This is a genomic window from Nostoc sp. CALU 546, assembly GCF_048836525.1.
The window spans coordinates 28,466-43,290 of sequence record NZ_JAWJTF010000032.1 but is presented as its reverse complement, the minus strand read 5'-3'; the positions used below and the strand labels follow the sequence as shown (position 1 = coordinate 43,290).

Below are 14,825 nucleotides of genomic sequence, written 5' to 3'. Positions count from 1 at the left end.
ATCAAACCGCTTCGCGGAGTCATTTGTCATTTGTCATTGGGCTTTGAGATACCACGCTCATAAGGGGCGAGGTATGTAGCAAAAACCCTTTATCAACAAGTGATTCCTTGGAACTCATTTCGGGTAATATATCCAGAGTCGGTGTTTTTTTTGCGATCGCATCATAAAATAACTCTTCATACCGATCTAGTGCTTGCTCAAAGGAATAGTTTTCTACCGCAAACTTTCTTCCTTTACGTCCTAATTGCGCTGCTAATTCCGGTTGATTATATAAATCCAGCACCGCCGCAGCCAAAGCATCTGCTGACTCTGGCTCAACGATAACGCCGCCGCCACTTTCTTTGATAGCTTTCGCAGCAGTCCCAGTAGCGGGAACTGAACCCACAATTGGGCGGCCACTAGCTAACAACAGTGGGATTTTAGAAGGCATATTGAAGGAAATCACATTGCACTTTTGCACAATCAACCCCACATCTGCGGCTGCTAACATTTGCGGTAGTTTTTCTCGCGCTTGCAACGGTAGCAGCAAAACGTTATCTGCACCACAAGCAAGACAATGTTTCTGCAACCTTTCGAGGGCTTGGGATTCACCGGCTATAACAAAGACAATTTTTTTGAGATGACGCAACCGAACTGCTGCTTCTATTACTGTTTCTAAACCTTGCGTCAGAGCAATATTGCCTGAATAAAGCACTACAAATCTACCATCGAGTTGATGAGTAGTTCTCCAAGAGTTATTCTCCTTCGGTAAAGGGCGAATAAAATTTAAATTTACCCAATTGGGAATGCAAGCAATTTTATTAGCAGGTACACCTTTATTGATTAAATTATCTACAAAGCCATCGGCAATTACGCTAATAGTATGTGCAGTTCGGTAGGCAAATTTTTCTAAAGCTTCCAGAGCTTTAATCATCAACTTATTCTTAATTAGCCCAACACGCACAGCAGCTTCCGGGAGAATATCTTGCACATTCAGCACTACTGGGCAATTGTATAGCCAACCTATCAAAGTTGCAGGTAAACAAACTAGTAGCGGCGGTACTGTTAAGAGAATTACATCAGGTCGTTCGCCCTTGAGGGCTTGTGGCAAACTTGTAAAAACAAAGCTCAACTCTAGCAGTAGCCGGTCTAGGAGGTTAGGTTTAGACTTAATTCGCAGGTAGCTACGCTGAATTTTGACACCGTTTTTCTGTTCAGTAACGTATAACTTACCCCGATATCCGTCGTAAATCTGACGCTGAGGATAGTTAGGCATACCTGTAATTACCCGCACTTGATGCCCCCGCTTCACTAGCCCTTCTGCTAGTTCAGTCATCAAAGGTGCAATACCAATTGGTTCTGGATGATAATTGTATGAATAAATCAGAATGTGCATGAAATGTTAATGTCCTGGAAGCACCTTGATTTTGTAATTCGTAATTCGTAATTCGTAATTCGTAATTCGTAATTACAATTAGCCAGTAGCGAAGCGTAACGCACCTAAATTATGGAGATGGTGCGTTAGCCAAGGGCATAACGCACCCTACGAAACTACAAAACTCTTTAATTACGAATTAGTAATTCTTTAAATTAAAGGCTGGCTTTTGTTGTCCACGTTTCCGCAATGTGATAGTAGCAGCCCCAAGTCCGAGCAATGCTAAACCCAATGCTGAACTAGGCTCCGGTACTTGCTTTCTGCCTTCTACGTTTAAAACTTGGACGCGACCTTGAAAGAAATCGCCCACATACAGCTTGTCATCTTTGAGGGTTGTGCCACCCGTCCAGTTAAATCTGCCGGGAGTGAGGTCGAGGGGGTTGCCAAAAGGAGGGCCAGTGAATGCTGGAGGCGGTACAGGATTACCTGATGCATCGCGGGCATTTTCACCGAAGGAAGTCAAGAAGTTACCGTTTTTATCAAACACCTGAACGCGGCTGTTGATAGAATCAGCTACATAAATATTCTCTTCTTCGTCCACTTCGATGCCAATTGGCTGAAGAAACTGTCCCAGTTCGCTACCTACTGAACCAAATGCCAACAAAGGATTACCATTTGGATCAAGTACTTGAACGCGGTTGTTATACTGGTCAGCTACAAAGATATTTCCACTAACTGGAGAAATTCTGACACCTGCTACACCTTGGAATTCCCCAGGTGCAGTGCCTCTGGTACCACCAATGACACCAAGTTGCTGTCCGTCTGATGTATATTTAAGAATCCTTTCGCCGTTAAAATCACCAACGTACACGTTGCCATCTTTGTCAAATGTCAAACCAGATGGCCCAAAGAATAATCTACCCTCTACCAAAGGGGTAAATGCTCCATTTGCAAAGGATCTAATAAAGTTACCCTGAGAATCGAATTGATTGATGCGGTTGTTGTAAACATCACCCGAATACAGATCCCCTGTTACTGGATTAAAGTCTACAGTTGTTGGCTCGTCAAACTGTCCGGGCCCTGTGCCGCCGGAGCCAATTGCTCCAATATACTGACCGCTAGGATTAAATATTTCAATTTTGTTACCGAGGTCGTAGTTAGGAGTACCATCTGCGGGGTTAATACCGCGTCCGTTAGCTATGAGGGTATTCCCTTGGCTATCCACCGCTATCCCTTGGGGAACAAAAAGTTCTCCAGGGCCGAAGCCGGGGCTACCAATACTTCTGTCGTAAGTTAATGTTACAGCTTTGGCTTGAGCCGCTGTTGCTAACACGGTGAATCCAGTACCGAGAATAGCAAGTGACAAATTTTTGACTAATCCCATGAGTTTGAAGTCCTGGTTGTATGAGTGTATACTCTTTCCTAGACTAATTTTGTTCCCAGTCCTAGTTGGGGAACTCTAAAATTCGGGCTGCTGCCTCTTGTTTGAAATGCAACTTTCTGTGTGAGGCAGCAGCCTATTCTGTAAGCTATGCCTGACAGAGTAGGCTGGTAATAAGGAATTAGACTATCTCTGCTTTGGCTAGCAACTCTTCACCCAACTTGTTTTGGCGTTTGCGCTTGGCGATCGCACCAGTTGCGCCTACACTAGCAAGTGCTAATAATCCCAAGATTGAGGTAGGTTCGGGGACTCTTTCTGTAACGACATCATCCACGCGAACTACCGAACCTAGTTCGGGGCCAACACCGCGCTTGGTGATGTATATCTTCCCGTCAGGGCCAATATCGATTCCAGCAGATGATTCCAGCCCTTCACCGGCAGCCACCAATGTTGTCCGAGTTAAATCTGGAGCAACTTGAATCAGAGAACCGGGAAGGAATCGCAAGTCACCCTGCAACTGAGATTCGTCGCCGAATTGTAAGACTAGCAAATTGCCTTCTTCATCAAAGGTTAAGTCTGTGATTTGCGTAAACCCATCCAGAAAAACCTCTGGGTTGCCATCTTCGCCAATGCGGAAAATCCGCGATTCACCTTCTGGATATGGAAAACCTGAATATTCGGCAACATATAAGGCTCCATCGGGGCCGATTGTGCCACCTGTAGGTACTGATTGAATTGCGATGTTTCCTCCTGGAAGTACCTCTACTAAACCTGGAGGTAGTTCTTGTCCTGGTGGAAGGGGTGGTAATGATGAGGCACTAAGGACTTTTTTGGGAATTGCGATCGCCTGAAAGTCACTTCCATCAAGTTTGACTTTGTAGGCGGTGTTTCCACCCCCGTCAACGACATAAGCAGTATCACCACTAACGGTCAAATCAAAGGGGTTGGTAACTACGTCCCCACCGTCTGGATTATTAGTAATTTCATACTTGCCGAAGTCGAAAATACTTTCTAGTTCTCCGGTGTTCAAATCAGCTTTGAAAAGTTGTGCTAAAAGCGGGGTATTCAGTACTTTATCGGGTGTGGATGGCGGGAAAGTAACAAGTTGCTGCTCTGGGATCGGGAAATTAGCACCAAGGTTAAGTGATTCTAAATCACGATTTCCTGGATAACCAGCAAACCCGGTTAAAAGATAAGCATTCCCTTGAGAGTCGAATTGTATATCTTGAATACCAGCGCCTTGGTTGCCACTGGGTTGCTCTGCTATAGATTGAAAGTTATTGAATAGACGCTGTGGCTGACCGCCTGGTGTCACTTTGACCAGCGATCCACTATTACCAGCACAGATCGGCTGAAAGAGTGTACTCGGAGATGGTTGGCAATTTCCGTTTCCGCCGATACCTGGCTCTGCTACGTAGAGAGTGCCATCGGGGCCAAAGCTAACAGCCCGTGCATTACTGATTCCATCGACAATTGTCGTTAGGGTTGCAGCTTGTACAGATGGTGTTCCGCAAATAGCAGCAAAACAAAATGTTAGAGATGTCAGAGCAAATGATTTGAGTTTCATACCTTTGGAGATTGAGAATTAAATAAGTGGAAAACTTTATGGTTATTAAAAGATGACTAATCCCAGTCTTTGAGGAACTTAGGATTGGTTTGAAACTCTTTACTTGAGCGCCACAACTCCATTTGTGGGAGGTTTAGTAGCTTCTCTTTTTGTGCAGCCAAGCAACGCCGAAAGCAGCGATCGCAAATACGCCGAAAGCAGAACTGGGTTCAGGAATAGATTTGGTATTCTCAATTCTGATCACTTGTCCAAGTCCTGGGCGATCGCTCCGGTTGGTGACGTATACTGCACCATCAGCACCAATAGTCAAGGCGCTAGGTGACTCTAATCCATTGCCACTCAGAAGAGTTGTGCGTGTCCCATCGGCAGCTATTTTGATCACAGAACCATCAAAATCACCCTTCCAGGCTGACTGATTGGCGTACTGCAAAGCATATAAATTGCCTTCAGTATCAAATTCCAAGTCTGTGAGTTGGGTAAAACCATCGGCGAAAACTGATGATTTACCATCAGCACCGACTCGATAGATTTTTGCCCCACCTTCAGGGAAGGGAAAACCAGTAAATTGGCTGACGTAATAAGCGCCATCAGGGCCTTTGGTAACACTTGAGGGTACTGGTTGGGTTGCAAACTGCAATGCCGTAGGCGATCGCACCTCTTCACCTTGAGATGGAACCTGTGCAGGTTCATTGGATGGTGTACCAGAGGGTGGAAAGACTGGATTAGTCAGTATGTCTTGGGGAAACGCAACTATAGATTGCAAATTCCCGCCACCAGTATTAACACTGAGTAGGTCGTTTGCACCTGCATCAACTGCAACTAACTTATTGCCATCGATGACAAAACCCAAGGGATTGCTACCGACATCACCACCATCGGGATTGTTGGCGAGTTCATAGTTAGCTAAATCGGCAACACTCGTCCAGGAATTGGTATTAAAATCGGGAGCGATGATTTTACCGAGGTCAGTGTAACCTAAATTGCGATCGCGAAATGCTGGATTCGCCCCATACCCAATCAGAACATAAGGTTTACCTTTAGCATCAAACTGGATGTCACGAGGCCCACCGGCTCCAGTACCATCCGGTAATGCTAAGGAAGGAAGTCCTGTAAGTATGCGTTCGGTTTTACCATTCTCAATTTTGGTAACTGCGCCACTAGTGCCATAGCATAAAGAGTCACCTTGACCACTTGCTGGTGGAACACAACCGCCACTTCCCCCGATTCCCGCCTCTGTGACATAGAGATTACCATCAGGACTAAAGCTTAGTCCTCCGGCATTATATAGACCATCGGCGATTACGGAAAACGATGCAGCAGAAGCAGCTTTCATTCCCGAAAAAGCGGCAACACAAAAAGTTAGAAAGGTAATAGTAAGTTGTTTTAATTTCATGTGTTGCAGAGAATTGAGGTAGGAATTTTAAACGCAGAGGGACGCTGTAGACGCTTTTGCGGCTTGCCGCAGGCTGGGAAGCGCAGAGGAACGCTGAGGTTTTAGTTAGTAACTAATGATTCTTGAATTTTTGGGAGATAGCTCATTCCTCGGTCAAATGATTTGAGGTTGCCGGCTTTGGCTTCGAGCAAACGTTTGATGTTCATGCTTTCAGCGCCATAGTCTTCAATTTGAAGTTTGCCGTGGGTGACGGTTCTATCTGTTTTCCAGAATGTGATTCTATGCAGGATAAAACCAGAAGCTTCGGGGTCAGCGAAAGCGTAGGCAGTTGGGATAAGTAACGCTACAGAACGCTGATAATAGTCGTACTCTGGATAAAAATATTCTTGTTCAAGCAAGTAGTATTTACTCAAACTATGAACTCGCACAGAAACTTTTACTTTCTGGTCATATTCATCTTTGAATTCACCTGATTCAGAAGTAATATCACCATTCGGTCGCAATAAATGCGCCCATTCGTCTATGTTTCGTAAGTCTTTTAAGTATTCAATGCCGATTTCAATAGGGGCATCAACATAAATGGTGTCTGTATCGATAAAGTGGCTTCCTTTGGCTGCTGTAGTCAGACCGGCTTTGCGTTCCAAGTTACCTTTGAGAGAACGACATTCAGAAGTGTGTACTGTATGAATTCCCTGCATAATCATCTGAGTCTGCCGTTTGGGATCGACAAAGCTCAACCAGTGAAAGTACACACCCTTTTCATCTGTTCCCGGCTCGATGTAGTCGGTGGGAAACAGTAAAACCGGGTAAACCTGAAAATATTTTTGATACTCTAATCCACAGTGCCACTCAATGCCGTAGAAAAGTGGATTTTCTAGTTTCTTAACATGATAATAGAGATTTTTGTGATAACCAGACGCAGTTCCCAACCAGGTATCTTCATCAATCTGCTCTTGCATCCGGCTATAAAGTGTCCATTCGTCTAAGTTCTTTAAACTACAAAGATATTCAAAAGCGCTCTCTGGTGAAGTCGCAATGTAAGCTGATGTTGCAAAGGTATTTTTTTCCACTTCTCACTCCTGAAGATAATAATAATTAAGCTGCGATCGCTTTAGTTTTGTTCCGCTTACCATTCTTGATCCGGTCTTCTGCTAAACGTTTGGCAGCATCGTTGGTAGTAACTCCCTGCGCTTTAGCAATATCAAAAATTGCTAATAGAGTGTCATAGATGTTATGCACTTGCTTGAAAGCTTTTTCTTCGTCATAACCAATCATTTCGTTGTAAACATTAATTAATCCTCCAGCATTAATTACATAATCAGGGCTGTAAAGAATCCCTTTTTTAGTAAGCATTTGACTATGTAGTTGCTCATTCTCCAATTGATTGTTAGCTGCGCCAGCAATAATTGAAGCTTGTAAAAAAGGAATTGTATGACTATTAAGAATTCCTCCTAAAGCGCAAGGAGCAAAGATATCTACATCCAGAGAGTAAATTTCAGTTGGTTCTACAACAGTTGCACCAAAAAGCCGTTTTGCTTCTTCCGTTTTTGCTGGATCTACATCGCTCACAAAAAGCTTGACATCATGTTCATGTAAGTGCCGACAAAGATTTTTACCGACGTTTCCTAAGCCTTGAACTGCAACTTTCATCCCATCAAGTCTTTTGCTCTGCCAACGAGATTCAACAGCGGCTTTAATTCCGAGAAAAACTCCTAGTGATGTTATGGGAGCAGGCCCACCAGATTTTTCTGATACCCCAACAACGTGTTTTGTTTCTTGACTGATTGTCCGCACATCGTCAGGAGTAATATTGACATCTTGTCCGGTGATAAAACGTCCATTCAGACTATCAACAAAACGTCCATAAGCTCTCAACAGATCATCTGTTTTATTTTCAGGATTAGCGATAATGACTGCCTTTCCCCCACCAGCCGGAATATTTGCACAGGCAGCTTTATAAGTCATTCCCCGACTGAGACGAAGCGCATCTTTTAAAGCTGCTTCTTCGTTGAGATAAGGCATCAGTCTTGTAGCTCCCATCGCTGGGCCTAAGCTCGTATCATGGATGGCAATAATTGCCTTAATTTCGGGGTTTTTACCATGACAAAATAGAACTTGTTCGTGACCCATTTCTCTAACAGTTTCAAATAGCAGCATCTTGACCTCTTGATATTGTTTGGGATTGGTTAGAGAAAGTAATGACCATTACAAAATGTAAAGATGTAGACACAAAAACACTGGCGAAGATTAAGATTAGATGAAGTTAAGAAAGACTTGGTACTTTGCGTAAAATCGTGGCGAATTGAAAGTGGAAATTTAAACGCAAAGGGATGCAGAGGTAAACGCAGAGGGACGCAGAGAATTTGCTACGAATTAGTAGAGTTAAGATTAGTTATTTCTGACTTTTCGTCCTTCTCTAAGGGGTGGCGGTTCGTACTTATTCGATTACCAACTTTCCAAATCAAACCATTGGAAATGAAACTTGCTTGGCTGCACTTTTTGCCGAGCTTGATTTCACTCCTTGTGCTGCCAAACTCTTATTACGTCCACCAGAAGGTGCTGGGCGATCGGCGTCAATCACTACATCGATTAGAAAAGGAACGCTTGATGCGATCGCTTGTTCTAATGCCGCTTCAATATCCGACTCTCTAACAACCACGATCGCTTCTGCTCCCATCCCACGAGCAATCATGGCGAAGTTTGTCGGTGGGAGTGTTGCATCTGCACCCTTTAATCCCAAGATTTTCATCCCTTGATGGCACATGTTGTAACGCGCATCGTTGAGTACAATCCAGATGGCGGGGATTTTGTATTTCACGGCTGTGCTGATTTCGTTATTCATCAGCATTGCTCCATCACCAACAATCCCTACAGCTTTGCTATTGTTCGCCAGCGCTGCACCCAACACTCCGGTGACGGCGTGACCCATTGCGCCGACTCCGGTGCTGACTCGGTAACGGTTTGCTTCGGCAAATTGGAGTAGATGGGTTGACCAAGTAAAGGAGTTACCACACTCCGCCATGACTATCGCATTGCTACCTTCAACAATGATCTTTTGAATTGCTGCCATCAATACTTCTGGCCGCACTGGATAGTCTACGTCTGATGCCGGTTCAATTGCTTTGTGTTCTGGACGAGGTAACGACAAAGTTGTGGAATGAGGAGCATCTGGTAATTGCTGCAACAACTCTTCCACAAAAGCTTTGATGTCAGACCGAACCCCGAAAGTTTCAACGTGTGGATATGCAACACCTGGTACTTCGGGATCAATATCTACATGGACAAAACCTCCTTTGGGAACCAGCGCCGAACTCCAGAAGGAAGTCGGTTCACCAAGACGGGTTCCTAATACAAGTGTGCGTAGTGGAGGTTGTTCTTCCATATAAGTTAAGACGGAAGCATGACCGCCTAAACCTGTGACACCCACAAATTGCGGATGATCTTCGGGGAAGATACCTTTACCACGAGGTGAGCAGATAACGGCGGCTCCGGTTTTTTCAGCGAGTTGGAGGATTTCGGCTGCTGCGTCACGCGCACCGAAACCAACCCAGATAGCAAAGGGGCCGGATGATAATAACTCTACCGATTTGGCGATCGCTTCTTTGGAAGCAGTCATCGGAAAGGGAGAAATATCTAGTTGAGGTAAGGCTATATCCTCAACTAAACTTGTCTGCACAGCGGTGGGAATGCTCAAATGGGCGACAAATCCGCCTGGTTGTGCCATAGCCAGGGCCAGTTTACGAAAAACCTGCGGTAATTGAGCCGCAGATTCAATTGTGATTGCATAGTTGAATAACGCTCCTGGGGTAAAAATTCCCCCACTGGGCAATGTATAAGTGCTGGTTTCTTGAATAGCCCAACGTCCACGCTGCGGTGCTGAGGTGCAAGCTGACAACAAAATTACCTTTGCACCTTCCCCACGAGCCGCAAATAATCCGGTCAGTGCGTTGGTGATCCCCGGCCCGGCTGTGGTAAAAACTACAGTGGGGCGATTATTGGCAAAATAAGCTTCGGTAGCTGCAAATGCTGCTCCGGCTTCATGGCGGAAGTTCAACACTTCTATATTGCTATTGGATAGCGCCCCCCAAAGGCTGGCCATTGCCCCACCGGCGACACCAAAAGCGTAGCCTACTCCCAAATTTTCTAACATCTGAGCGATCGCATCGGCAACTGAAAGCGTTGGGGGTGTTTCGTCATTTAAAAAAGGCTGAATTCCCCCATTTTTCTCCGATTCATCAAGCTGACGGGAGTCAGATACAGATTCTACATATCTATTTGCTGGAAATTCCTTGTATGGTTCGGTAGTGATGAGAGGAGAGTTTGAACCAGTATAGTTTTGACTCATTAGTTTCACTTAATTACATAAAGTTACACAAAGGCTTTTCAGTTTACAATCACAGCGCTAGAAATCTAGAAATATCTAATACAAACAACTCTGTTGTTTCTTACAGCTATGACCTAACTTGGTCGCTAGTAGAAATGGTTGATCGCTGCTGATTGATGCTTGTGAGCGCGGTACCAAAAAATTTTTACCGAAAGCAGACAACAGTCGGGGTTGTGCTTCTTGTGACCAGAATAAGGCAGAGAAAGACTGTTGTGCAATCAAAAATCTTTTGATAGGGGTGTCAAATTTTTCGCTTCTGTGGTGATGAGTACAGTACAAAAGGTAGGTTTGCGGCGAAAAACTAAATCATGTAAGGGTGTATAAACTAGCAACTAACCTGAATTCAACCATGTCTCAGAATCTTTACAAAGCTTAATATAGCTAGCTTTAATCGCACCTATCTACTTGCTAAATTGCCTGGGGAGGTTCTTGACTTGTGATGCTTCTTATGATTAAAACCTAATCTGCAATGAAAAATCTTTTGATGTGGGTGTCAATTCTTTTGCTTTTATCGTGATTGCGACATCCCCAAATTAGTCACTCTGAAGATTGATCTTTTGCGTAGGTGTAGCCCACCGTAGGCATCGCATAAGCAGCACATTACTAAATTTACAATAGTAAATTTTTTGATTTGGTTGTCAATTCTTTTGCTTTAGAACTTACACAACTTTTTATCTGAATTAAAGCATGAGTTGAACTACACCAGTTTGGTGGTTTTCATATTGCCACCAAAAACTCTTTGAGTCAATTATTTGTAACGATAAATACATCGTTTTTTAACTTTTGATATTTCCTTAGAGAGACGAATAAACGTTGAGTATGCATTGTCTAAGAAGTATTTTTTATTGCTATTGAAACAAGTTATATACTTAGTATACTAATGCAGTGTTTCTTTATGACAAAACAAACACAACGCTATACGTAAAAATATACGTATATTTTTAATACAAATGTACTTCTTCCGACAGATGACTAAGCATATTCTTCTATAGTTAAATCCCTGAAAGAGTAAGTTAAGATAAATTAAGAAAATAAATTGATGAGTGAAATTTGTTCATTTCAGCCAAGCACTGCAAATTCATTTATGTTGAAAATAAAACGACTTTACAGTATTACAGCACCGTGGGAATCTACCTACTATCTCAACTAACCAGACAAGTTGCTTAGAGCAACTGGTTAAAGATAGGCAAACTTCCCCCGTGTTGTACTAGTAGTTCGCCAAAGTCCTTGGCGAGCGAAAAATTAAAGGATAATTTCTTATCCTTTAACTTTTCCCCAGTCCAAATGCAGTAATTCTAGGTTGATAAACTACTAATTACCTCTGTAGAGGGCTAGTTTAAATTTAAAATATCTTTCCTACTGATAGATTAAGAGTTTTGACCTCTTAATCTATCAGATTTCTTGACTAATCTAGATTTGATTTGTCTAGGTTTTGTGCTGCTATAAAAAGTTGCTTAAGTCCAAAATAAAATTTTTAGCATTTTAGTTTTTTTAGGAAAATTTGATTTAACAATTTGCATTTTGTTGGTATGATAAGTTTTGTTAAGGCAATTAGTAAGATTTTTTAATTTACTAACTAATTTTATTTTCTAACAGCCGAAGAGTGCACCAAAGATTTTAGTAAGTTATGACTATTAACTCATTAATGGCTACAGTGCTGATTGATTACCAGGAGGAAGTAGGAATATGAATTCTGGCGAATATACACTAGCTAGATCAAACAATCAATGGGCACTACAACCTGAAGTAGAAATGAAGTTTGCTCACTTCCTAATAAATCACTCTGTAGATGCTGCCTTCTGTTTAGGAGCAAACGCGCAGTTTCTTTACGTCAACGATGCCACTTGTCTGATGACTGGGTATTCCCGTGAGGAATTACTTTCCATGAGGCTGCATGATATAGATGTAGACTTTTCTCTGCACAATTGGTCAGATATTTGCTCACAGGGTTCTCTTACCTTTAAATCTCGCTATCGGACAAAAGGGGGCCGGATATTTTTAGTAGAAATATCCATGAGCTATGTAAAACAACAAGATATGGAATTTGGCTGTGCTTTTGCTCGTGAGAAAAATGACGAAATAGTAGAACTGAGCGTGCAAAAGTGGACTGATGAATTAAGGGATGCCAAAGACAATTTGCAACAGGAATTTTCTCAACTCAAAGCAAAAGAAGTAGAACTAGAAGCATCTCTTTCGTTACTTCGTTCTACTCTCGAATCTACTGCCATTGGTATTGTTGCAGTTAATTTTGAGGGAGATATTCTGAGCTTGAATCAGAGATTTGTAGAGATGTGGCAGATTCCAGAGTCTCTAATACTATCTAAGAAATGCCCTCGATGCAAAGCCTTTTTTGAGAATAAACTTAAAGATCCACAAGCTTTTAGTCGGCTGATTTGGGAAGTATCTAGCCAATCTGATTTCGAGAGCTACGACATTCTAGAGTTGAAAGATGGAAGAGTTTTTGCACACTATTCTAAACCTCAGTTGCTTGAGGGCAAAATTATTGGGAGAGTGTGGAGTATTTGGGATATTACTGAATCGAAACAGACTGAAGAAGCATTACGATTAAACGCAACTAGATTTCGGACTTTAGCAGAAACAACAGATACTAGCACTTTTCTGATTCAAGGCACGCGACTTTGCTATATAAATCCGGCAGTAGAGCAACTCACTGGCTATACAAAAGAGGAACTGCTAACAGGTTTTGATCTTCGCCGACTGATTAAGAGCAAAAAAAGCAGGCAGATACGTAAGCAGAGTGAAGCAGGTAATTTTGAATACCAGGAAATGAGTATTCTGACAAAAAACGGCACAGAGCGCTGGCTAGCCTGCGCGGTTGCCAAGCTTGATGGAGGGCTAGATTTTGGTGGAAAACCAGTAGAAATGATTGCAGGCATCGATATTACTGATTATAAATATGCAGAATTAGGTCTTAACCAAGCTTTAGAACAAGCCAAACAACTTAGCGAACTTAGAGCGCGTTTCCTTTCTACGGTTTGCCATCAATTCCGAACTCCACTGAATATTGTTTCATTTTCTAATAGTTTATTAAAGGAAGAAGTAGATAAACGTACACAAAAGAAAATCCAACCACTACTAGATCATATTCAAAAAGCCACTGAACAACTGAGCTTGATGTTGGATGATATTTTGTTCTTCTCTAAAGCAGAAGCAGAAAAATTAAACTTTGAACCAAAACCTGTTGACTTAGTTCAGTTTTGTGATGATTTGGTTGCACAAATGCAGATGACTGTTAACCAAAATCCAATCATTTGCATAAGTCCAGATAACTCTCTAACAGCCAATATAGATAAAAAGTTGTTAGAGCCTATTTTGAAGAATTTGCTCGATAATGCCATCAAGTATTCTTCCTCGAAAATGGCAATTGAATTGAAATTTTATTGTCAAAACGAAAAATTAGTTTTTCAGGTAAAGGATATGGGTATCGGTATTTCAGCAATAGATCAACAACGAATATTTGAACCATTTTATCGTGGTAGTAATATTGATCATATACCTGGTACTGGACTAGGGCTATCGATTCTTAAAACTCTTGTAGATTTACATCACGGTCAAGTCTTTGTGGAAAGTGAAGTTGGTGTTGGGACTACGTTTACTGTGATGCTGCCATTAATGAAATTAGCAACTGGTTACGAGTTATGAGTGTTGAAATGAAGATAGTTGTTAATTGACAACTTAACAATCATAACTCTCGGAACGAGATAGTTCATTTCATCTCTATTTAGATACCCACTAAAGGGTCTAGTAATCAGCTTTTGTAAAAAGTTATGGTAATAAAAAATGATGTACGAATCGTCAAAGAAAATTCTCGTCATTGAAGATGATACCGTTACCCGCGATCTTTATTTAAAGGGTCTTGAGGCTAAAGGTTTTGATATGATAGGTGCTGATAACGGTCGTGTTGGTATCCAACATGCACAAAAGAGTACACCCGACTTAGTGATTTGCGATATCACAATGCCTGATATGGATGGTTATAGCGTTTTAACTACGCTACGCCAAGATCCTGTTACAGCAATTATTCCTTTCATTTTTCTAACTGGTAGTAGTACCAGATCAGATGTTCGCAAAGCTATGGAATTGGGAGCAGATGACTATCTTACCAAACCCTCGACACTAGAAGAACTGCTCAGAGCGATCGCTATTCGCTTGGAAAAGCAAGCTAATCTGCAATACTGGTGTGCAATGAAATTCGAGAAAGCTCCAAAATCAGTATTTACAGATGATACTACAGCGATCGCTGGAGGTGTTGCTGTAGCCTCTGATCAAGAAGCCCCTGATAGAGAAGCCAACATTCCTTCTAAGTCAATCTTTCCCTCCATTCCCCAATTAAAAGAGGTTTTTGACTTTATCGAAGCCCATTATCATCAAGGAATTACTTTATGTGATGTCGCTCTTGCTGTTGGTTACTCACCTGCTTACTTAACGAACCGAGTCGCACGGCAGACAGGAGAGACTGTAAACTGCTGGATTGTCAAACGCCGAATGGCGGGAGCGCGTTTTTTACTCCAAAATAATAATCAGACAGTCGAGAAGATAGCGAAAGCATTGGGCTATCAAGATGTGTCTCATTTCTCCCGTCAATTTCGCCAACATCACGGTTTACCTCCCCAAGCTTGGCGCAAACAGCATCAGCTTGTATTGCAAGAACAGGTGCAACTCTGGTGAAAGTAGATTTACAAAAAAGGCAGAAGGCAGGAGGCAGGAGGCAGGAGGCAGGAGGGA

9 protein-coding genes are annotated in these 14,825 nt (G+C 42.4%); 2 read left to right on the top strand and 7 right to left on the bottom strand.

What is annotated here, in order from left to right; genetic code table 11:
- Positions 1-19: 19 nt before the first annotated feature.
- The 7 genes from RRG12_RS17645 to scyA form a co-directional block, all read right to left on the bottom strand.
- The gene (locus RRG12_RS17645; RefSeq protein ID WP_420760173.1) at positions 20-1,375 is read right to left on the bottom strand and encodes a glycosyltransferase family 4 protein; all 1,356 of its coding nucleotides are present in this window, start codon (positions 1,373-1,375) and stop codon (positions 20-22) included.
- 178 nt (positions 1,376-1,553) lie between these two features.
- Entirely contained in the window at positions 1,554-2,738 is a 1,185-nt protein-coding gene (gene scyF / locus RRG12_RS17640) for a scytonemin biosynthesis PEP-CTERM protein ScyF (RefSeq protein ID WP_069068860.1), read from the bottom strand.
- A gap of 178 nt (positions 2,739-2,916) precedes the next feature.
- Positions 2,917-4,302 (bottom strand): ScyD/ScyE family protein, encoded by a 1,386-nt coding sequence (locus RRG12_RS17635; protein WP_069068861.1) that lies wholly within the window; start codon positions 4,300-4,302, stop codon positions 2,917-2,919.
- Positions 4,303-4,435: 133 nt separating this feature from the next.
- Complete coding sequence (locus tag RRG12_RS17630) at positions 4,436-5,695, bottom strand: ScyD/ScyE family protein (RefSeq protein WP_420760172.1); 1,260 nt, start codon at positions 5,693-5,695, stop codon at positions 4,436-4,438.
- A gap of 101 nt (positions 5,696-5,796) precedes the next feature.
- Positions 5,797-6,765 (bottom strand): scytonemin biosynthesis cyclase/decarboxylase ScyC, encoded by a 969-nt coding sequence (scyC, locus tag RRG12_RS17625; protein WP_420760171.1) that lies wholly within the window; start codon positions 6,763-6,765, stop codon positions 5,797-5,799.
- 25 nt (positions 6,766-6,790) lie between these two features.
- Entirely contained in the window at positions 6,791-7,852 is a 1,062-nt protein-coding gene (scyB, locus tag RRG12_RS17620) for a tryptophan dehydrogenase ScyB (protein WP_420760170.1), read from the bottom strand.
- 304 nt (positions 7,853-8,156) lie between these two features.
- Entirely contained in the window at positions 8,157-10,040 is a 1,884-nt protein-coding gene (gene scyA / locus RRG12_RS17615) for a scytonemin biosynthesis protein ScyA (RefSeq protein ID WP_420760169.1), read from the bottom strand.
- A 1,725-nt stretch (positions 10,041-11,765) separates the two neighbouring features.
- Here scyA and RRG12_RS17610 point away from each other — a divergent pair.
- On the top strand, positions 11,766-13,742 hold the full coding sequence (locus RRG12_RS17610; protein WP_420760168.1) for a scytonemin biosynthesis sensor histidine kinase: 1,977 nt from the start codon (positions 11,766-11,768) through the stop codon (positions 13,740-13,742).
- A 138-nt stretch (positions 13,743-13,880) separates the two neighbouring features.
- Positions 13,881-14,768 (top strand): response regulator, encoded by an 888-nt coding sequence (locus RRG12_RS17605; RefSeq protein ID WP_069068868.1) that lies wholly within the window; start codon positions 13,881-13,883, stop codon positions 14,766-14,768.
- Positions 14,769-14,825: the final 57 nt, after the last annotated feature.

What these genes read in the sequence shown, in the direction of transcription:
- RRG12_RS17645 (WP_420760173.1), bottom strand. Translation starts at nt 1,375, where the DNA reads ATGCACATTCTGATTTATTCATACAATTATCATCCAGAACCAATTGGT.
- scyF (WP_069068860.1), bottom strand. Translation starts at nt 2,738, where the DNA reads ATGGGATTAGTCAAAAATTTGTCACTTGCTATTCTCGGTACTGGATTC.
- RRG12_RS17635 (WP_069068861.1), bottom strand. Translation starts at nt 4,302, where the DNA reads ATGAAACTCAAATCATTTGCTCTGACATCTCTAACATTTTGTTTTGCT.
- RRG12_RS17630 (WP_420760172.1), bottom strand. Translation starts at nt 5,695, where the DNA reads ATGAAATTAAAACAACTTACTATTACCTTTCTAACTTTTTGTGTTGCC.
- scyB (WP_420760170.1), bottom strand. Translation starts at nt 7,852, where the DNA reads ATGCTGCTATTTGAAACTGTTAGAGAAATGGGTCACGAACAAGTTCTA.
- scyA (WP_420760169.1), bottom strand. Translation starts at nt 10,040, where the DNA reads ATGAGTCAAAACTATACTGGTTCAAACTCTCCTCTCATCACTACCGAA.
- RRG12_RS17610 (WP_420760168.1), top strand. Translation starts at nt 11,766, where the DNA reads ATGAATTCTGGCGAATATACACTAGCTAGATCAAACAATCAATGGGCA.
- RRG12_RS17605 (WP_069068868.1), top strand. Translation starts at nt 13,881, where the DNA reads ATGATGTACGAATCGTCAAAGAAAATTCTCGTCATTGAAGATGATACC.